This is a genomic window from Nocardioides secundeburneus (genome assembly GCF_039939255.1).
GTDB lineage: Bacteria > Actinomycetota > Actinomycetes > Propionibacteriales > Nocardioidaceae > Nocardioides.
Genome location: NZ_JBDUUE010000003.1, coordinates 46,580 through 65,032, shown reverse-complemented (window position 1 = coordinate 65,032; position 18,453 = coordinate 46,580). Strand labels below are relative to the sequence as shown.

The window sequence follows — 18,453 nt, the reverse complement described above, 5'->3', positions numbered from 1 at the left end:
GTCAGGCCGCCTGACCCAGGGTCGCGGAGGTGACCTCGCGCGGCAGGACCTGCACGTGCTGGGGGTCGATCGAGACGTGCACACGGTCCTTCTGCCGCAGGGTGCTCGCGGCGTCGTCGTGCGTCTGGACCTCGATGAGCGGTCCGGCGTCGAGGCGCACCGAGCAGCGGGCGAAGCTGCCCTGGAACACGCTGACCTCGACCGTCCCGGGCCAGGTGTTCACCGTGGCGGCCGTCGCGCTCGGCTCGTCGAGCGCCAGGTGCACGTGCTCGGGACGGATGCACACGCTGAGGTGCTCGCCGGCGGGCAGCGCCGCGTCGACGGCGACCTCGACCGGGTGGTCGACCATCGCGAGACGTCGGTCGCCGGCCGCCGGCGTGGCGACCTCGAAGATGTTGGCCACGCCGAGGAAGGCCGCGATCGAGGCGGAGGCCGGGTGGCGGTAGGTGTCGACGGGGTCGGCGAGCTGGCGGATGCGGCCGCCCTGCATGATCGCGATCCGATCAGCCAGGGCGAGTGCCTCTCCCTGGTCGTGGGTGACGTAGATCGAGGTGAGACCGAGCTCGAGCTGGAGCCGGCGCAGCTCGACCCGGAGGTCCTCGCGCAGCCGGGCGTCGAGGTTCGACAACGGCTCGTCGAGCAGCAGCACGTCGGGCTCCATGGCCAGGCTGCGCGCGAGGGCGACGCGCTGCATCTGGCCGCCGGAGAGCATGCTCGCGCCCTTGTCGGCGTGCTGGGCGAGACCCACGAGCTCCAGCGTCTCGAGGGCCTTGGTGCGGACCTGCTGCTTGGGCAGCTTCTTCATCCGCAGCGGGAAGCCGACGTTCTCCAGCACGGTCATGTGCGGCCAGACGGCGTAGGACTGGAAGACCAGGCCGACCTTGCGCCGGTTCGGGGCCACGTTGAGCCCGGCCCCGGCGTCGAAGACGGGGGTGCCGCCGATCGAGATCGAGCCGCCGCTCGGGTCCTCGAGGCCGGCGACGCACCGCATGGTGCTCGTCTTGCCGCAGCCCGACTGCCCGAGCAGGACCAGCGACTCGCCGTCGGCGATGTGGAGCGAGAGCCGGTCGACCGCGGTGAAGTCCCCGTAGCTCAGGCTGAGGTCCTCGATGTTCACGTCCATGACGGTCCCTGCTTCCTCGAACGGGTGTGTCCTGACTCACCTTGCCGGTCAGCCTGGTCGGTCGGTGCAACGGGTGGGGTGCCGGTTCGTCGGCGCACGAGCGCGTCGAGTGCGGTGACCCCACCGGGCCGGACGGCGACGGGGTTGGCCTCGGCCTCCAGCACGTCGGGGTGCTCGACGGCGAGCCGCGAGACCGCGACGACCGCCTCGGCGAGCGCATCGAGGTCGCCGGCCGGGCCGCCGCGGAAGCCCTGCGCGATGCGCATCGCGGTGACCTCGCCGATCATCTCCCTGGCCTCGTCGAGCGAGACCGGGGCGAGCCGCAGGCTCGAGTCGCCGTAGAGCTCGGTGTGCACGCCACCGGCCGCGAGCAGCACCAGCGGCCCGACCGTCGGGCTGACGCGGTAGCCGACCAGGGCCTCGACGACCGTGTCGCCGACCTGCTCCTGCACGAGGAACCGCTCGAGCGCGACCGACGGCGCGTGGCGGGCGACGTTGTCGGTGATGGTGCGCACGGCCCCGGCCAGCCCGGCGTCGTCCTGCACGTCGAGGACGACGGCGCCGGCGTCGGACTTGTGCGGCAGGTGCTCCGAGAGCGCCTTGACGACCACCGGGTAGGCGGGCGGGTCGGCGGGGTCGGCGTCGGGGCCACACGTCGTCGCGGCCGGGAAGCCGAGCCCGACGGTGGCGAGCAGCTCGGCCGAGGTGGCCTCGTCGAGCGTCTCGGAGGTCGCGTCGTCGTGGCCGGTCTCGCCGTGCGGCTGCGAGGCGGCGAGCGCGTCGAGCCGGGCGGGGTCGACCGGACGGCGGGCCAGCGTGGCCGCGACGGCCTCGGCGCACGCCTCCGACGTCCGGAACGCGGGGACGCAGGCGTCGTTGAGCATGCTCAGCGACGCGAGCGCGTCGGGCAGTGCCCAGGCGGCGAGTGGCACGGGGCCGTCGGCCGACTCGGCGATCGCGCGGACGGCGAGCTCGGGGTTGAGCCGCGCCGAGGAGCCGATGACGAACAGCACCAGGTCGAACTCGCCGCTCGAGCCGAGCACGTCGAGCGCACCGAGCACGAGGTCGTGGCGGGTGCCGGCCAGCGTGAGGTCGACGATGAGGTTGTCGGCGACGTCGAGCCCGAGCGCGGCGAGGCCCTCGAAGACGGCGCTGCTCGGGCGGGCGACGCGCACGCCGCGGGTCTCGAGCTGGTCGACCAGGATCGCGGCACCGCCGCCGGTGGAGGTGATGACGGCGACCCGCCCGGCGATGGTCGCCGCGGACGGCGGACCCACCCGGCGCTGCAGCGCCTCGGCCTCGATGAGGGCCTCGAAGTTGTCGACACGGGCGAACCCGCAGGCCCGGAAGAAGGCGTCGGCCTCGTCGTCCTCGCCGGCGAGGGCGCCGGTGTGCGAGACCGACAGTGCGGCGGCGGCGTCGCTGCGGCCGAGCTTGTAGACGGTGACCGGCTTCTCGCGGCGTGCCGCCTCGCGGGCGAACGCGGCCAGCGAGGCGGCGTTCTCCATGGACTCCACGAACAGGGTGTACGACTCGATCTCGGGGTCGTCGAGGGTGGCGGCGCAGATCTCGCCGAGCGTGAGGTCGACCTCCGAGCCGGTCGAGACGAACCCGGCGAAGCCGAGCCCGCGGGCCTTGGCGCGGGTCATGAGGGCACCGATCACGCTGCCCGACTGCGAGGCCACGAACGAGCGACCGACCGGCACGTCGGGCTCGCCGAAGGCGGCGTTGGCGGTGAGCATGAGGCCCTCGCGAGGGTTGACGACGCCGATGCTGTTGGGGCCGAGCACCCGTACGCCGTGCTCGGCCGCGACGGCGAGCAGCTCGCACAGCCGCTCCTGGCCCTCCGGGCCGCCCTCGCCGAAGCCGCCGGAGAGCACGGTGACCAGCGGGACGCCGGCCTCGCCGCAGGCCCGCACGGCGTCGACGACGAGCGAGGTGTCGGCGACGACGAACACGTGGTCGGGCACCTCGGGCAGCGACGCGATGCTCGGCCACGCCTTCTCGCCGAGCACGGTCTCGCGGCGGGGGTTGACCGGGTAGACGCGACCGGTGAAACCGGCCTCGCGCAGGAACGTCAACGGCCGGGCGGTGGTCTTGCGGGCGTCGTCGGAGGCGCCGACGATGGCCACCGAGCGGGGGGCGAGGATCGCCGCGCCGAGCGTGAGGCGGTCGGCGGCGTCGGGACGATCGGTCAGCTGGGTCATGCGACACCTCGGCAGTGCTCGTCGACGTGGGCGACCACGTCGAGGGACGTGAAGGCCCACAGGTCGTCGGCCAGGCTCCGGGCGGCGTCGGCCCCGATCACGGGTCCGCACAGGCGCACCATCTTGGCGGTCATCTCCTCGTCGCTCACCGGGTTGCCCGGCTCGCCGTAGGGCACCGGTACCCGCTCGACGACCTCGCGGCCGTCGGTGAGCCGCAGGGTCACGACGGCGGTGCGCAGCGTCGGGTAGTCGGCGTCGGCCTGGGCGTCGGCGCGCACCGTGACGCGCTCGACCAGCGACCGGACGGCAGGGTCGAGTCGCGCCGCGTCGTCGAACTCGGTCAGCCCGACCTCGTCGTGCACGAGGGTGGTGGCGATCGCGAACGGGATCGACATCTGGGCGTCGAGCAGCGAGTCGACCTCGGTGCTGGCGTGGTGCGAGGCGACCGTGTAGGTCGCGACGTCGACGGAGGCGACGTCGGCGGCGCTGACGCCGTCCCTCTTGAGCGCCAGGACGGCGTCGATCGGCCCGTGCAGGTGGCGGCACGACGGGTAGGGCTTGACGTAGGAGTCGAGCATCACCCACCGCTCGCCGAGCCCGCCGAGCAGCCGCTCGACGTCGAACCCGTCGGCGGCGAACGCCTCGACGTAGCCGTGCTTGGCCTCGATGATCGCGCGCGGACCGGTGAGTCCGGCGACGGCGAGCTCGACGCTGGCGACGGCGTCGCGGGCCGCCTTGCCGGGGTGCATCCGCTTGACCTCGGCGGACTGGCCGAGGAAGGCGAACAGGCCGCCGGCGTGCGAGGCCGCGATGCCGAGGGCGTGGTGCAGGGTGTCCTCGTCGAGGCCGTGCAGGACGGCGACGCCGCAGGTGGCGCCGACGACGCCGGCGAGCGGGGTGTTGTGGAAGTGGTTGCGCCAGGTGGCCGGGTGGCCCGCGGCGGCGAGGCGCGAGACGGCCTCGTGGCCGACCGCGAGGGCGCGCACGGTGGTCTCGGTGTCGCTGCCGAGCGCCTCGGCCTCGGCGAGCACCGCCGGGAAGGCGACCGACGTCGGGTGCACCGAGCCGGGCGTGTAGCCGTCGTCGACCTCGAGGCTGTGGCAGCTGGTGCCGTTGAGCAGCGCGGCGCCGGGCGCCGAGACGCGCCCGAGGCCGACGGCGGTCGCGCCGCTGCCGGGAGCGGCACCGTACGACGTGGCGACGTGGCCGGCGACGGCCTGCGCGGGCTGGGTGCGCGAGCCGGGCACGACGGCGGCGACGTAGTCGACGAGCAGCCGGCGCACGTGGTGCTCGACCTCGGCCGGCAGCGGAGTCGTCCGGGCGGCGACGGTCCACGCGACGAGTGCGTCGGTGGCGCCGTCGAGGCCGGCGTCGAGGGCGGGGCGGGTGTCGGTGGCGGTCACTTGGCCGCCACCGCCCCGGCGCGCTGGTCGAAGCGGCGGTTGAAGATCGAGCCGGCGATCGTGTTGCGCAGGATCTCGACCGAGCCGCCGGCGATCATCCAGCCACGCGTGCGGCGCACGATGTACTCCAGCGGGAACTCCTGGCTGTAGCCGGAGGCGCCGAACATCTGCAGCGCGTCGTTGGCCACGGCGAACGCGGTCTCGTTGGCGAAGAGCTTGGCCATCGCGGCCTCGGTGGCGTCGGGGGTGCCGGCGTCGGCGTTGGCCACGGCCCGGAAGAGCAGCAGCTTGGCGGCGTCGAGGCGCACCTTCATGTCGGCGAACTTCCACTGCAGACCCTGGAACTCGCACAGGTCCTTGCCGAACGACTTGCGGGTCTGGGCGTGCTCGACGGCCATCTCGTAGGCACGCTCGGAGATCGCGAGCGCGCGGGAGGCGTTGCCCATCCGCTCGACGCCGAAGATCGAGAGCATCTTCTTCAGGGCGCCGCTGTCGGCGAGCACGTACTCCTTGGGCACGCGACACTCGTCGAAGAACAGCTGGCAGTGCGACTCCCCCGACATGTGCAGCTCGCGCTTGCCGCGGCTGAACCCGGGCGCGTCGAAGGGCACCAGGACGGCGCCGATCTCGCGCGACGACGGCCCGAAGCGGCACCACACGACCGAGTGGGTGGCGTCGGGTCCGTGGGAGTTCCAGATCTTCTGGCCGTTGAGGACGACGTGGTCGCCGTCGTAGCGGGCGGTCGTGCGCAGCTCGGTGAGCGCGCTGCCGGCGTCGGGCTCGCTCATGCCCGCGGTGACCAGCGCCTCGCCGGACAGGAACAGCGGCAGCACCTCGTTCTTCACGTGGTCGGAGCCGAACTTCGCGACCTGGCGGATGGCGCCGAAGTTGCTGGCCTGCAGGGCGTCGGCGCTGTGCGGGCACACCTTGGTGATCGCCATCATCACCAGCACCGCGTCGAGCAGCGAGGCGCCCTGGCCGCCGAGCTCGACCGGCAGCGTCAGGCCGGTCAGGTCGTGCTCGGCCAGCACCTTGAGGCTGTCCCAGGCGAACTCGGTGCGGGTGAAGGCGCGCTCGCCGAACTCGCGCTCGGCGAGCTTGGAGACGGACTCGACGAGGGAGGTCTGCTCGGGCGTCAGGCTGAAGTCCATGGAGTGGGTGACTTCCTTCTCTTCTGTGGTGGGGTGATCAGGCCGGGACGGCCACGGGACGGCCGAGGTGCGCGAGCGCGGCGGTGAGCTCGGGTCCGGAGAGGTCGGGCAGGTCGTCGACGAGGCGCCACAGCCGGTCGGCGGTCGCAGCGGGCTCGTCGACGCCGGCGACCTCGAGGCAGCCGGCGAGCTTGCGGGCGTGGGTGTCGCGGTCGAGGCGGTGCTCGCCGCCGCCGGGCATGGCCGCGTCGCGGGTGACGGTGCGGCCGTCGCTCAGGTGCAGGTCGACGACGGCGCCGGACATGACGGTGCTCGGCGGCAGGTCCTGGCGGACCTCGACCCGGGCGGCGGCCGCGGCGATGTCGGGGCGGCCGAGGTCGTCGACCAGGGTGGCGAGCGAGTAGCGCCCGGTCACCCACAGGGCCGCGACCTGCCAGGGCAGCGAGAACTGGGCGTCGACGAGCGGTGCGCCGCGGTCCTCGTAGGGTCGCGCCACCAGGGCGTAGCCGTCGCCGGCTGGCAGGTGGGCCACCACGCGCTCCACGCGGGCCCAGTCGGGGTGGTCGGCGTGCAGCATCTCGGCGGCGGCGATGGCGGCGTGGCCGTAGCGGCAGGCCGGGTAGGGCTTGAGCGCGATCCGGTCGAGCTCGACGTCGCCGTCGCGCATCTCGGCGAAGGTGAGGTCGCTGCCGGGCAGGATGCCGAACTCGCCGCCCAGCCAGCCGCTCGGACCGGCGACGCCGGCGCGGGCGAGCGCGGCGGCCGTGAGTCCGTGCGCGGCCACGAGGCCCGGCTGGAGGCGCTTGGCGACCGACCCGTCGACGACGGCCTGGCGGGTCGTCGGCGCCATCGCGCCCCCGACCGCGAGGGCCGCGCCACTCTCGACGTTCGGGAGGCCCCACACGGTCGCGGCGGTGGCGGCCGCGGCCGGCGCGCCGAGCCCGGCCGTGCGGATGACGCCGGGCCGCGGGCCGGTGGCGCCCGCCAGCCGCGAGAGCACCTGGACGCCGGTCGCGATGCCGTCGAGCACCGCGGCGCCCGAGCCCACCGGGCCGACCGCGGCCGCGGCCAGCGCCGTCGGCACGACGACCGTCGAGGTGTGCACGACCGCGTCGTCGTGGGTGTCGTCGAAGTCCCAGGCGTGGATCAGGGTCGAGAGCGCGGTCGCGGCCTGCGGGGCGGCGAGCCGGTGCGTCGTCCAGGGCACGGCGACCGGGCCGGGGGCCAGGGCCGACAGACCGGTGAGCACCCGTTGCGCGTCGGCGTTGGCCGAGCCGGCCGCGGCGAGCCCGAGGGCGTCGACGACCAGCAACCGCAGCTGCTCCTGGTGCTCCGGCGACAGCTCGCGCCATCCGAACGACATCCGGGTCCTTCCGTCGAGGTGATGCGGGTCACGTGATGTGTGCCACTCAGGCAAACAGACCTGCTCGCCCCGGTCAATAGATTCTATAGAATCTTTTCGGTGGACCATCGAAAGTGGAATCGGTGCTAGCGTGCCGATCATGAGCGCGAGCGACGGGCTGCCCCAGAGTCGGACGGCCTACGTCCTCGAGCGGCTGAAGGCCGATCTCGACGCCGGCGTCATCAACCCCGGCGACCAGCTGCGCCAGACCGCGATCGCCAAGCGCTACGGCGTGAGCCCGACGCCTGTGCGCGAGGCGCTGCGCATCCTGGCCGCCGACGGCACCATCGACTACACCTCGCACCGCGGGGCCACGGTGCGCGACTTCACCCCCGAGATGGCGCACGACCTCTACCGCATGCGCTCGGAGATGGAGGGCTTCGCCTGCGAGCTCGCCGTCGAGCGCATGAGCGACGCCGACCACGCGCGCATCGTCGCGGCCAACGAACGCCTCATCGAGGCGACCCGCGACGGAGTCGACCCCACGACCTTGTCGCTGCTCAACAAGGAGCTGCACTTCTCGATCTACGCCGGCACCTCCCCCATCGTCATCGAGTGCATCCAGCTGCTCTGGGCGCGCTTCAAGCCCTCGGTGACCCTGTGGGGCGTGACGTCGTTCAGCTCCGCGCTCGACCACGACCACACCGAGATCCTCGACGCGCTGGCCCGACGCGACGGCCCGGCCGCCCGCGAGGCCATGTCGCGCCACGTCATGCACGCCTGGGAGCTGCGCCAGACCAGCGACGACCTCCGCGCGACGGGCGCCGCCCCGGCTCAGGCGGCAGCGCCGGCGTCCGACGTCGAAGCCTCCTGAGCCCAGGTGACCCGCCGCCCCTCCTGGTTCGTCTGCCTCGTCCTCGTCACGCTGCTCTCGCACGCCGTCCTGAGCGGGGTGCGCACGCTCATCTCCTACCGCGCGCTCGCGCTCGGCGGTGACGCGCTCGCCGTCGGCGTGATCACCGCGGCGTTCGCGCTGCTCCCCCTGGCCGTCGCGCTGCAGATCGGTCGAGCGGTCGACCGCGGCCGCGGCCTCCTGCTCGTGCGGTGGGGGCTCGTCCTCACGGTGCTGGCCGTCGTCGCCGCCGCCCTCAGCCCGGGCTTGGCGGTGCTGGCGATCGCCAGCGCGCTCCTCGGTCTGGGCCAGATGCTGCACACCGTGGCGTGCCAGAGCCTGATCCCGCTGTGGTCGCCACCGGACAAGATCGACGGCCGGTTCGGCCAGCTCACCCTCGGCGTCTCGACCGGCCAGCTGCTCGGCTTCCCGATCGCCGGTGTCGTCGCCACGCTGACCAACTCCGGCTCGAGCGACGCGAACCACGTCGCCACCACCCCGGCCCTGCTCGTCATGGCGGCCCTGGCCACGCTCGCCGTCCCGCTCGCCTACGTGTTCCGCCCTGCCGTCACCGAGCGCGTGAGCCGCAGCGACCACGCCGGCAACCAGCAGTCGACGCTCGCCATCCTCGGCACGCGCGGCATGCGCCCAGCCATCTACTCCAGCCTCACCGTGCTGACCGGCATGGACCTCCTCATGGCCTACCTGCCGGTGCTCGGACAGCAGATGGGGCTCAGCGTCGGCACCGTGACGTTCCTGCTCACCGCCCGCACGGTGACCTCGGTGATCTCGCGTGCCACCATGCCCTGGCTGCTGCGCACCTTCCCGCGGCGCTGGCTGCTCGTCTCGGCCACGCTCGCGTCGTCGGTTCCGATGCTACTGCTCCCGCTGACCTCGAACGTCGCCCTGCTGACGGTGTTCATGCTCGTGGTGGGCTTCTTCTGGGGACTCGGCCAGCCCCTGACGATGTCGTGGGTCACGACCGTCGCCGACCCGAGCAACCGCGCCGCCGCCCTGTCCATCCGCCTCGCCGGCAACCGGATCGGGCAGGTCGTCGTCCCGGTCACCGCCGGCGGGCTGGCCGGGCTCACCGGCGTGGGCGCCGTCTTCGTGGCCTGTGGCCTGCTCCTGATGACGTCGGCGGCGTGCACCGCGCGCTCGACCCGGGACCTCGGCGCGCCGACGTAGCTCAGACCGTCGTCACCGTCCCGCCGTCGATGACGAGCTCGGTGCCGACGATCGCGGTGGCGCGGTCCGAGACGAGGAACCCGACCAGGTCGGCGATCTCCTCGGTGCGGGCGAAGCGCCCGAGCGGCACGCCGCCGAGGGAGTCGAAGATGCTCTGCTCGGCCTCCTCGCGCGTGCGTCCGGTGTCGTTCGCGATCGAGGCGACGAAGGCCTCGTAGCCCTCGGTCTCGATGCCGCCCGGGCTGATCGTGTTGACCCGTACCCCGTGCGGCGCCAGCTCGTTGGCCAGACCCTTGCTGTAGGTGCGCAGCGCGGCCTTGGCCGAGGCGTAGGGCAACGTCGCCTCGTGCAGGGGCATCACCCGCTGGATGGAACCGACGTGCACGACCGACCCCGAGCCCGCCGCGATCATCGCCGGAACCAGCGCCTGGTCGAGACGCACGGCACCGAGGAGGTTGAGGTTCAGCTCGCGCAGCCAGTGCTCGTCGGTGGCGGCGGCGAAGCCGCCGGGCGGCGTCGTCGACCCGCCGACGACGTGCACCAGGATGTCCAGGGCACCGTGCCCGGCGACCCGGGCCGCCACCGCCTGCGCACCCTCCGCGGACGAGGTGTCGGCCTCGACGAAGCGGTCGGGGCGGTCGTAGCCGTCCGGCATCGTGCGGGCGCTCGTCCAGACGTCGGCGCCCATCTCGCGCAGCCGGGCGACCACGGCCCGTCCGGCGCCCTTGGACCCGCCGGTGACCAGGGCCCTGCGGCCGTCGAGTCGGTCGCGATCGTGGTGTGTCATGTCTTCTCCTGTGTTCGTGGTGGTGTCAGGCCGGGAGGGGCGAGGACGCGGCTCGACGCCCGTCGCGCTGGTCGAGCTGTCGGCGCAGCCAAGCGGCCCGTGCCGCGATCGCGTCCTGCGAGATCGCGGCGTGCGGGGCCACCACGTCGAAGCCGTGGAAGCCGCCGGGCCACACGTGCAGCTCGGCCTGTCCGCCTGCCTGCCAGATGCGGCTGGCGTAGGCGACGTCCTCGTCGCGGAAGGTCTCGGCCGACCCGACGTCGATGAACGTCGGCGGCAGGCCGCCCAGGTCGGTGGCCCGCGCGGGTGCGGCGTAGGGCGGGACGTCGTCGCTCCCGGGGACGCCGGCGCCGAGCAGCGCCTCCCATCCCGTGCGGTTCGACGAGCGGTCCCAGATGCCGAGGCCCCGCATCTGGTGCGCGGAGGGTGAGTCGTTGCGGTCGTCGAGCATCGGGCACAGCAGGAGCTGTGCGGCGATCGCGGGGCCACCACGGTCGCGCGCCAGCAGCGTCGTGGCGGCGGCGAGGCCTCCGCCGGCGCTCGTGCCCGTGACCATGACCAGCTCGGGGTCGATGTTCAGCTCGGACGCGTGGGCGGCCGTCCACAGCAGCCCGGCGTAGCAGTCCTCGACCGGGCCGGGGTGCGGAGTCTCGGGCGCGAGCCGGTACTCGACCGAGACCACCGCCATGCCGAGCGGCTCGGCCAGCGCGACCATCTCGGGCACCCCGAAGCGGTGGTCGCCGACGATCATGCCGCCGCCGTGCACGTGGTAGAGCGCCGCGGTGGGGGCCTGTGCGTGCGCCGGTCGGCAGACCAGCAGCGCGACGTCCGGCGCTCCCGGTGGCCCGGGGACGACGTGCTCCTCGACGAGGTAGGCGCCGTCGCGCGAGAGCATCGCGTCGCTGGGGGCCTCGACGCCGGGCACCTGTCGACGCATCTCGTCGATGTTGTCCGGGCGGTAGGCGTCGGGGGCCCGCAGGCTCGCCACGAGCTCGACCACCGGGGCGAGCTCGGGGTCGAACGGCGGCGGGGGGCCGGTGCGGGTCGGGCCGGTCTCGGCTCCGATGGTGGTCATGCTCGCTCCTCGAGGACTCGCGCTGGCAATCAGCCGAGGACGATGTCGATGCGCTCGACCAGCTCGCCGGCGAGCGTGAAGCGGTAGTCGAGGTCGGCCGTGCCCCCGGGGAAGTCACCCTCGAGGTGGTGGCCGACGACCCAGGTCTCGCCGTCGAGACGGATGCCGGTGACGTCGTCGGTGTAGGCGAACTCGGCCCCCGCCTCGCGGACGAAGTGCCGCAGGGCCTCCTCGCCGGTGAACGACTCACCGACGTCGGAGATCACGGCGCCGGGGGCGAGCAGGGCGAGGGCCGCGTCGGCGTCGCGAGCCGCGTGGGCGTCGGTGAAGGAGCGGATCGCGGCGGGGACCTGGTCGGTCGTGGTGGCGGTGGTGTTCTGGGTGGTGGTGTCGATGTCCATGGCTCGAGCCTGGGCGCTCGCGCGCAGCGAGGGTCAAGCACTGGAGTCTCTCCCGGGGGGAGACTCCACAATGGGGCCATGTTGGCGATCGGCGAGTTCTCCCGGGTGACCCACCTGAGCATCCGCACGTTGCGGCGCTACCACGAGGCCGGGCTCCTCGAGCCGGAGGTGGTCGACCCCTCGAGTGGCTACCGCTACTACTCGGGCGACCAGATCCCGACCGCCCAGGTCATCCACCGCCTGCGCGAGCTCGACGTGCCGCTGTCCGACGTCGAGCGCATCCTGCGCTCCCCCGACCCCGACCAGCGAGCGGCCCTGGTGGCCGAGCACCTGCAGCGACTGGAGTCGGAGCTGGCCCGCACGCGCGTCGCCGTCAGCTCGCTGCGCCGGCTGCTGGCGCCCGAGCCGACGCCGTTGCAGGTCGAGGTGCGCAGCGAGCCCGAGGTCGTCGTCGCGGCGGTCGAGGACGACGTGGTCGCCGACGACGTCGGGGCCTGGTTCGCCGGCGCGATGGCCGAGCTGGACGCCGTCCTCGGCCCGGCCGCGGCGCTGGCGCCACCCGGCGGCCTCTACGACAACGGCCTCTACGAGCACGGTCGCGGGCGCCTGCTCCTCTACCGACCCGCCGCCGAGCCGCCGACCCGCGGCCGCGTCCGGCCCGTGACCCTGCCCGCCGTCGAGCTCGTCGTCACCACCCACCAGGGAGAGCACGACGGCATCGACGTCACCTACGGCCAGCTCGGCTCGTGGGTCGTCAGGAACGCGCTGACCGTGGCCGGGGCCGTGCGCGAGCGCTACCTGGTGGGCCCCCGCGACACCGACGACATCACCGCGTGGTGCACCGAGATCGGCTGGCCCGTGTTCCGGGTGGCCGCGAGCTCCTGACGGGCACGCGGCCGCCGGTGCAGGATGAGGCACGAGGATCGCCGCCGTCCTGACGACCGGGCTGCTGATGGCGACGCCCCTGTCGGCGTGCTCGGGGCAGGACCTCGCCTGCGTGCCGGCCGACCCGAGCGGAGGCCGTGGCTCGGTCACCGTGCCGGTGATCGCCGTCGGCACCTCCGTCGACGACGCCCTCGCACAGCTGCGAGGCGCCGGGCTCGCGGGATGCACCCCGGAGGTCGACTTCGCGCACTACGCGACCGGCACCGATCCCGCCGGCGGGAGGACGGTGACCCGCGGGTCGCGGGTCGCGGGTGGCGCTCGAGATCGGCGATGGCTGAGGGTGCGGTCCCAACTCGCTCGGCGTCCGACGGACCTGCTTACGCTCCTGCGTCATGGAGCTCGTCGCGGAGTTCGTCGACTACCCGTCACTCAAGCTCTTCTGGCTGTCCGGCATCGAGGCGGCCGCGTTCCTGGCCGCGGGTGCGTACTGCCTCTCGAAACTCCGTGAGGGAGCGTGGTCGACGGTGGGGCTGATCGGCGGGCTGGTCGGTGGCCAGGCTGCGCTGATGTACGCCTACGCGTGGGCCAGGCTGGAATGGGCCGACGACCTCGGGCCCGTCGACGCCATCGGTAGCAACGCCGTCCTCGTGCAGACCGACTGGGCGCGCTCCGTCGCCCTCACCCTGGTGGTGGCGTCGCTGATGCTGTCGCGTCGTTCCCGTCGCGGCGCCTGAGACGATCTCGTCACCGCCGTCGCCACCTGTCTCGCCACGGCCGCTCGTTCAGCAGCCGCTGCTGGCCCCAGGCGAAACGGGACCCCGAGATGAAGTCCTCCAGCCCGTCGACGAAGACGTCCAAGCCGTCCTCGGGCGCGTAGCCGGCGCCCTCCCAGATGTAGCCGTCGAACGTCTCGCCCGCTGCCGCCACGCTGGCCATCAGCTGGTGCGGTCCGGACCTCCCGTCACGACGCCAGACGAAGCACCAGCCGTCGAGCTCGCCCGGTCGGAACAGACGCTCGACGACGAGCTGCACCAAGGGCCGGAGCCTGTCCTCGACGTCCGGGTGCTCGCTCATCTCGAAAGTCTCGCCGGCGCCTGGCCCACCGGCACACCCCGGGTCGACCGCCGACTAGCGAGCGACGCGTCGGCGCAACGTCACGGTCCGGGTCCTGAAGCTCGGGGCCTGGGCCGACACCTCGACCCGGATGCGCGCGCCACGGAACCGTGGAGCCACCACGAGCTTCGCGCCGCAGGCACGGAGTCGGCGCCCGTCGGCGTACCAGCGGTAGCGGGTGGTGGCGCGTCGGGGACTGTAGGCACCGGCCGTCACCCGGAGCGTGCGGCCGGCCCGGGCCACGCCGGCCAGTCGGGGTCGACGCTCGACCTCGACTCGCGGCCGAGGCTTCACGGTGAGCATGACGTCGTGGGTGACAGAGGCTCCACGTGACGGGACGACGACGGACGTCGAGTAGCCGTCCTCGTACACGCCGAACCCGTTGATCCGGTAGCGGTAGGTGCCCGGTGGCACGCCGCGGGTGCCATAGGCGCCGAAGCCCGCTCCGGCGTCGATGGGGTACGGACGCCACCCGGCGGTGGTCCGGCGCTCGAGCTGGAGGCCGACTGCCTTCGCCGGGCGTCGTCGGGGGTCGATCAGCCGGCCGCTGATGTGGCCACCGGCGCTGAGCCTCACGTCGACGCCCGCGACGCTCTGGCCCCACCGCAGGTCGAGCCGTCCGGCGTCGATCGCTGACCACGAGGCGGGCCAGTACTGGGTGGCGTAGGTGCTCCCCCGCTCGGGCTGCAGGTAGGACAGGTACGAGGCGTCGTCGAAGAAGCGGACGACGTGGCGGCCCGGCCGGTCGGCCTGGACCCGGTAGGTCGAGTTCGTCACGAAAACTCCGTCGTTCCAGAATCCGTCCTCCTCCGGTCCGCCGGTCTCGACGCTCACCCGCACCGTGCCGTCGGGCACCGGTCCACCGTCCGGACCGGAGACCCGGCCCGAGATGACGGGGTAGGCCTCGGCGCGGAAGTCGACGACGGCCACTCCTCCCTCGGTGACCGTCACCCTCCGCCCGAAGTCCACCCGGCGATCTCCGGGCTCGAGCCCGTAGACCTGCGTCACGTATCGCTCCGACGGCGAGAAGGTGACGAGGTAGCGACCGCTGCGCACGGAGAGCTCGTAGTCGGGCTCGCGGAAGTACCCACAGGTGGGCACCCCGGTGGCGTGACCGTTCTCGTCCAGGCGGTAGAGACAGATCGAGTACGACGACGGCGCCTGGGTGAACGTGATGATGCCTCGCACCAGAGCGGGATCCTGCGCCCTGGCTCCGGGCACGCCGAGCAGTGCGACGCCGCAGATCAGTGCGGCAAGGACGACGACGACACGACGCAAGACGGCTCCCAGCGGTTGGTCGTGCGCACGCTAGGTGCCCCTCTTTACGATGGACAACCTGGTCCAGTCGTCCGCGTGGCGGTGAACCCCGGCGTCCGCTAGCCGAGAAACAACAAGGCCCGGCCTGCGTGATGCAGACCGGGCCTTGCTTCTTGTAGCGGGGGCAGGATTTGAACCTGCGACCTCTGGGTTATGAGCCCAGCGAGCTACCGAGCTGCTCCACCCCGCGTCGGTGAACAGAACGTTACCGGACGAGCGAACAGCGACTCAAATCGGGACGCTGTGGCGCGCACCACGCTCAGGGACGTACCTCGGGGCGCCAGTGCGCCAGCGCCTCGGTGAAGGCCTCCGGGTCGACGACCTGGCGGTCGATCTCGACGGGGGCGAGGCCCCGGCGCACGAGGACGACGGTCCAGTCGGGCTCGGCGGGCGTGGAGACGACCTCGATGGTCGTGGCGTCGTTCGTCAGGTCGAAGGTGCGGCGCAGGTCGCCCAGTCGGAGGTTGAGGGTGCCCTGGTCGATCTCGACCTCGGTGGCCCGGCCGCCGAGGAACACGACGACGAAGACCGAGATCAGGAACAGGAACACCGGCAACAGCATCGCCGGCGACACGCCTGCGGTGAAGAACATGATCGCGGTGATCACGAACCCGACGCCGGCGGCCCCGAGCGCCACGAGGGTCGGCGTGCGGTAGTTCCGCACCTCGTGGAAGTCACCGGGACGCCTCGGTTCGACCGGCGCCTGCTCGGTCGCCTTCTCGAGCTGGGTGGTCGGGGTCCGGTCCTGAGTCCCCGTTACCGGCTCCTCGGCCGGCTGGACGTCGGCCTCGTCGAGGTCGGCCTCGTCGACGTCGGACTTCTCGAGGTCGACGGGCGACTCGATCACTGCGTCGGCGTCGGACGCAGGCTCGACCTCGAGCGGGCCGGTGGTCACGGCTGCGGCGTCACGCTCGCCGTCCTTCACGCTCTCGTCGCCGCGGGTCTTGGCGGCCCGGGCGGCAAGGCGGCGCGCGAGCCCGCCCAGCGAGGCCGGGACCAGGCCCGGGGCGCCGTCGGCCCGCTCGGTGGCCGTCGGCGCGGGCGGAGGGATGATCGGACGGGCGGTCGGCGGACCCGAGGCGGCCTGGGCCGGCTCGACGGGCTCGACGGCCTCCTCGAGCACGTCGTCCTCGACGTCCTTGGCGTCCTCGACCTCGAGGACCTCCTCGACGGGCTCGACGACATCGGGCTCGACCGCGGCCGGCTCGTCGGCGGCCGGCGGCTCGGGCACCCCCGGGACGTCGGACTCGGGCTCGGGCGGCGCCGCGACGGCGACCGTCACGGGCTCGGGCTCCGGAGCGGCCGGCACGGAGACCGGCCGCGGGACGGCGAGCAGCCGGGCACGCGCCTCGGCGAGCTGGATGGCGAGGTCGGCGGCACGGGTCTCGGCCTCGGCCCGGGCCTGGGCGTGCCGGGCCGCCGTGCGCTCGGCGTCGGCGCGGGCCTGCGCCTGCTGGGCGGCCTCGCGCTTGGCGCCGGAGAGCTGCTCCTGGGCGATGCGCAACGACTCACGGTGCTCGCTCAGCAGCGCCTCGGCCTGCTGGTGGATGTCGCGCACCCGCTGCTCGGCCTCGCGACGCTGCTGCGCCGCGGACTCGGCCAGCGAGGCCATCTCGCGCGCGGACTCCTCCGCCTCGAGCCGGGCGCGCGAGGCCTTCTTGGCGGCGTCCTCGACCGACTGGCGCAGCTGCGCGGCGAGGCGGGCGTCCTCGGCGGCCGCGGCGGCCTGCTCGGAGGAGGCGACGGCGATGCGGTTGGCCTCGACGACGAGGTCGATCTGCTCGCGGGCCTTCGACTCGGCCTGCTCGCGGTCGAGGAAGGCCTGCTCGGCCCGGGTGGCCTGCTCGGTGGCGGCCTGCTCGGCGGCCTGCCGCAGCTCGAGGGCCCGGGTCGTGAACGCGGTGTACTCCTCGGCCGCGGCGGCGGCGGCCTCGGAGACCTCGCGGGCCCGGAGCTCGGCGTCCATCGCGGCCTGGTGGGCCTCGGCGGCCAGCCCGGCGTGCCGGCTCGCGGCCCTCTCGGCCTCGCCCCGGGCGCGGGTCTGCTCCTGGGCGTTCTCCTGCAGGACCTCACGCTCGCGCTCGACCTGCTCGACGAAGGTCGCGAACTCCGCCGCCGACGACTGGGCCTGCAGGGCGGTGTCGCGGGCGTGCTCCTCGGCCCGGGTTCGCTCGAGCAGCGCGACGCGGGCCAGCTCGGCCTGGGCCGCGGCCGACTCGTCGGCGAGGCGACGGGCCTCGGCCATCTCGGCCACGCGGGCCTCGATCGCGCGGCGCTCGTCGTGGGCGTCGCGGGCGAAGGCCGCGTGCTCCTCGGCGGCCGTGGCGGCCTCGTCGGCCACCCGGCGGGCCAGGTCGGCGGCCTCGGCGGCCTCGACGTGGGCGATGCGGGCCAGCTCGGCCTGCTCGGCGGCGACCTCCTCGGCCCGGGTGCGCAGCTTGCCGGCCTCGGTGGCCACACCCTGCAGCTCGTCGCGGTCGCGCGCGGCGCGCTTGACGAACTCGTTGTACTCCTCGGCCGACGCGCTGGCGTTCTCGGCCAGGTCGCGGGCACGGTCCTCGGCCTGCGCCCGGGCGAGCATGGCCTGCTCGGCCAGGGCCGACTGCTCGGCGGCCGCGACCTCGGCGAGGCGCCGCGCCTCGGCCATCTCGGCCAGGGCCGCCTCGGCGACCTCCCGCTCGGCGAGCGCGTGCCGCGCGAACGCGGCGTGCTCCTCGGCCTTGCTCGTGGCCTGCTCGGCCACGCTCTTGGCCCGCAGCTCGGCGTCGCGCGCGGCCTGCTCGGCCTCGGCGGCGAGGCGGGCCTGCCGCTCGACGGCCTCCTCGGCCGCGGTGCGGGCCCGGACCTGCTCGCGCGCCGCGCGCTCGAGCCGCTCGCGCTCGTCGTGCCACTCGCGGACGGCGATCGCGTGCTCGTCGGCGGCGGCGACGCCGGCCTCCGAGAGCTCGAGCGCGCGACGCTCGCTGTCGGCGCGGTCGGACAGCGCCTGCTCGGCCAGCTCGGCGTGGTACTTGGCGTTCTCCTCGGCGCGCGCTCGTGCGCTGCCCGCCTCCTGCGCCGCGAGCGCCTCGCGGCGGGCCGCGGCCTCGGCCGCCTCGCGCTCGGTGAGGGTCGTGACGACGCGTTCGGCGAGCTCGGTGGCGTGGCGCTCGGCCGAGGACCGCTTGGCCGACTCGGCCTCGGCGAGCTCGACGTGGTCGCGCGCCGAGCGCTCGGCGGCCTCGCGCGTGACAGCGGCGCGCTGCGCCGACTCCTCGGCCTGGCGCCGCTGCTCGGCGTAGCGCGCCGCGGCCGCCGCGGCCGCCGCCCGGGCCTCGTGGGCCTCGGCGGCTGCCTCGGCGTGCTGCTTGGCGAGTCGCTCGGCCTCGGTGCGGGCCTGGATGGCCTCGGTGGCGAGCTCCTCGGCGACCAGCCGCTCGGCCGCCTGCTCGGCCGCGGCCATCTCCGCGTCGCGGCGCAGGCGGGCGGCTTGCTCCGCTGCGCCGGAGTAGGGAGAGGACGAAGGCATGGTCACCAGGTTCTGCGAGGGAGATCCGCCGACGTCACGGCAGGAGTTGTCGAGCGAATCC

At 73.8% G+C, this 18,453-nt stretch carries 15 protein-coding genes and 1 tRNA gene; 4 read left to right on the top strand and 12 right to left on the bottom strand.

The annotated features are described in order from the left end of the window. Nucleotide 1 precedes the first annotated feature (1 nt). From ABFT23_RS08425 to ABFT23_RS08405, 5 genes are read right to left on the bottom strand one after another with little or no spacing between them, the layout of a single operon-like run. Complete coding sequence (locus ABFT23_RS08425; protein WP_347894152.1) at nucleotides 2-1,117, bottom strand: ABC transporter ATP-binding protein; 1,116 nt, start codon at nucleotides 1,115-1,117, stop codon at nucleotides 2-4. Beyond that, nucleotides 1,114-3,330 carry an acetate--CoA ligase family protein gene (locus ABFT23_RS08420; RefSeq protein ID WP_347894150.1) on the bottom strand — a complete coding sequence of 739 codons (2,217 nt, stop codon included), beginning with the start codon at nucleotides 3,328-3,330 and terminating at the stop codon, nucleotides 1,114-1,116. The genes ABFT23_RS08425 and ABFT23_RS08420 overlap by 4 nt, the downstream gene beginning before the upstream one ends. Further along, nucleotides 3,327-4,733 (bottom strand): MmgE/PrpD family protein, encoded by a 1,407-nt coding sequence (locus ABFT23_RS08415; protein WP_347894148.1) that lies wholly within the window; start codon nucleotides 4,731-4,733, stop codon nucleotides 3,327-3,329. The genes ABFT23_RS08420 and ABFT23_RS08415 overlap by 4 nt, the downstream gene beginning before the upstream one ends. After that, complete coding sequence (locus tag ABFT23_RS08410) at nucleotides 4,730-5,884, bottom strand: acyl-CoA dehydrogenase family protein (RefSeq protein ID WP_347894146.1); 1,155 nt, start codon at nucleotides 5,882-5,884, stop codon at nucleotides 4,730-4,732. Before ABFT23_RS08410 ends, ABFT23_RS08415 begins: the two co-directional genes overlap by 4 nt. 37 nt (nucleotides 5,885-5,921) lie before the next feature. Beyond that, entirely contained in the window at nucleotides 5,922-7,247 is a 1,326-nt protein-coding gene (locus ABFT23_RS08405) for an MmgE/PrpD family protein (RefSeq protein WP_347894144.1), read from the bottom strand. A 139-nt stretch (nucleotides 7,248-7,386) separates the two neighbouring features. Between ABFT23_RS08405 and ABFT23_RS08400 the strand changes: the two genes are divergently transcribed. Both ABFT23_RS08400 and ABFT23_RS08395 read left to right on the top strand, forming a co-directional pair. Then, on the top strand, nucleotides 7,387-8,100 hold the full coding sequence (locus ABFT23_RS08400; protein ID WP_347894142.1) for a GntR family transcriptional regulator: 714 nt from the start codon (nucleotides 7,387-7,389) through the stop codon (nucleotides 8,098-8,100). 6 nt (nucleotides 8,101-8,106) lie between these two features. Further along, nucleotides 8,107-9,306 (top strand): MFS transporter, encoded by a 1,200-nt coding sequence (locus ABFT23_RS08395; RefSeq protein WP_347894140.1) that lies wholly within the window; start codon nucleotides 8,107-8,109, stop codon nucleotides 9,304-9,306. A 1-nt stretch (nucleotide 9,307) separates the two neighbouring features. Here ABFT23_RS08395 and ABFT23_RS08390 read toward each other — a convergent pair whose 3' ends face one another. From ABFT23_RS08390 to ABFT23_RS08380, 3 genes are read right to left on the bottom strand one after another with little or no spacing between them, the layout of a single operon-like run. Beyond that, complete coding sequence (locus ABFT23_RS08390) at nucleotides 9,308-10,093, bottom strand: SDR family oxidoreductase (RefSeq protein WP_347894138.1); 786 nt, start codon at nucleotides 10,091-10,093, stop codon at nucleotides 9,308-9,310. A 25-nt stretch (nucleotides 10,094-10,118) separates the two neighbouring features. After that, nucleotides 10,119-11,168, bottom strand: coding sequence for an alpha/beta hydrolase (locus ABFT23_RS08385; protein WP_347894136.1), 1,050 nt, complete (start codon nucleotides 11,166-11,168; stop codon nucleotides 10,119-10,121). 29 nt (nucleotides 11,169-11,197) lie between these two features. After that, complete coding sequence (locus tag ABFT23_RS08380; RefSeq protein WP_347894134.1) at nucleotides 11,198-11,569, bottom strand: nuclear transport factor 2 family protein; 372 nt, start codon at nucleotides 11,567-11,569, stop codon at nucleotides 11,198-11,200. A 78-nt stretch (nucleotides 11,570-11,647) separates the two neighbouring features. On the opposite strand from ABFT23_RS08380, the gene ABFT23_RS08375 reads away from it, so the two are divergent. Further along, entirely contained in the window at nucleotides 11,648-12,454 is an 807-nt protein-coding gene (locus ABFT23_RS08375) for a MerR family transcriptional regulator (RefSeq protein ID WP_347894132.1), read from the top strand. A 392-nt stretch (nucleotides 12,455-12,846) separates the two neighbouring features. Beyond that, nucleotides 12,847-13,188 carry a hypothetical protein gene (locus tag ABFT23_RS08370; protein WP_347894130.1) on the top strand — a complete coding sequence of 114 codons (342 nt, stop codon included), beginning with the start codon at nucleotides 12,847-12,849 and terminating at the stop codon, nucleotides 13,186-13,188. Between the two features lie 10 nt (nucleotides 13,189-13,198). Here the strand turns inward: ABFT23_RS08370 and ABFT23_RS08365 are convergent, their stop codons facing one another. From ABFT23_RS08365 to ABFT23_RS08350, 4 genes are all read right to left on the bottom strand, one after another. Continuing rightward, nucleotides 13,199-13,528, bottom strand: a complete 330-nt coding sequence (locus tag ABFT23_RS08365; RefSeq protein WP_347894128.1) for a hypothetical protein — start codon at nucleotides 13,526-13,528, stop codon at nucleotides 13,199-13,201. A gap of 54 nt (nucleotides 13,529-13,582) precedes the next feature. Then, on the bottom strand, nucleotides 13,583-14,755 hold the full coding sequence (locus tag ABFT23_RS08360; protein WP_347894126.1) for a hypothetical protein: 1,173 nt from the start codon (nucleotides 14,753-14,755) through the stop codon (nucleotides 13,583-13,585). 245 nt (nucleotides 14,756-15,000) lie between these two features. Beyond that, a tRNA-Met gene (locus ABFT23_RS08355) sits at nucleotides 15,001-15,074 on the bottom strand. A gap of 69 nt (nucleotides 15,075-15,143) precedes the next feature. Further along, a complete protein-coding gene (locus tag ABFT23_RS08350; protein WP_347894125.1) occupies nucleotides 15,144-18,392 on the bottom strand; it encodes a hypothetical protein in 3,249 nt (1,082 codons plus the stop codon). Nucleotides 18,393-18,453 lie beyond the last annotated feature (61 nt).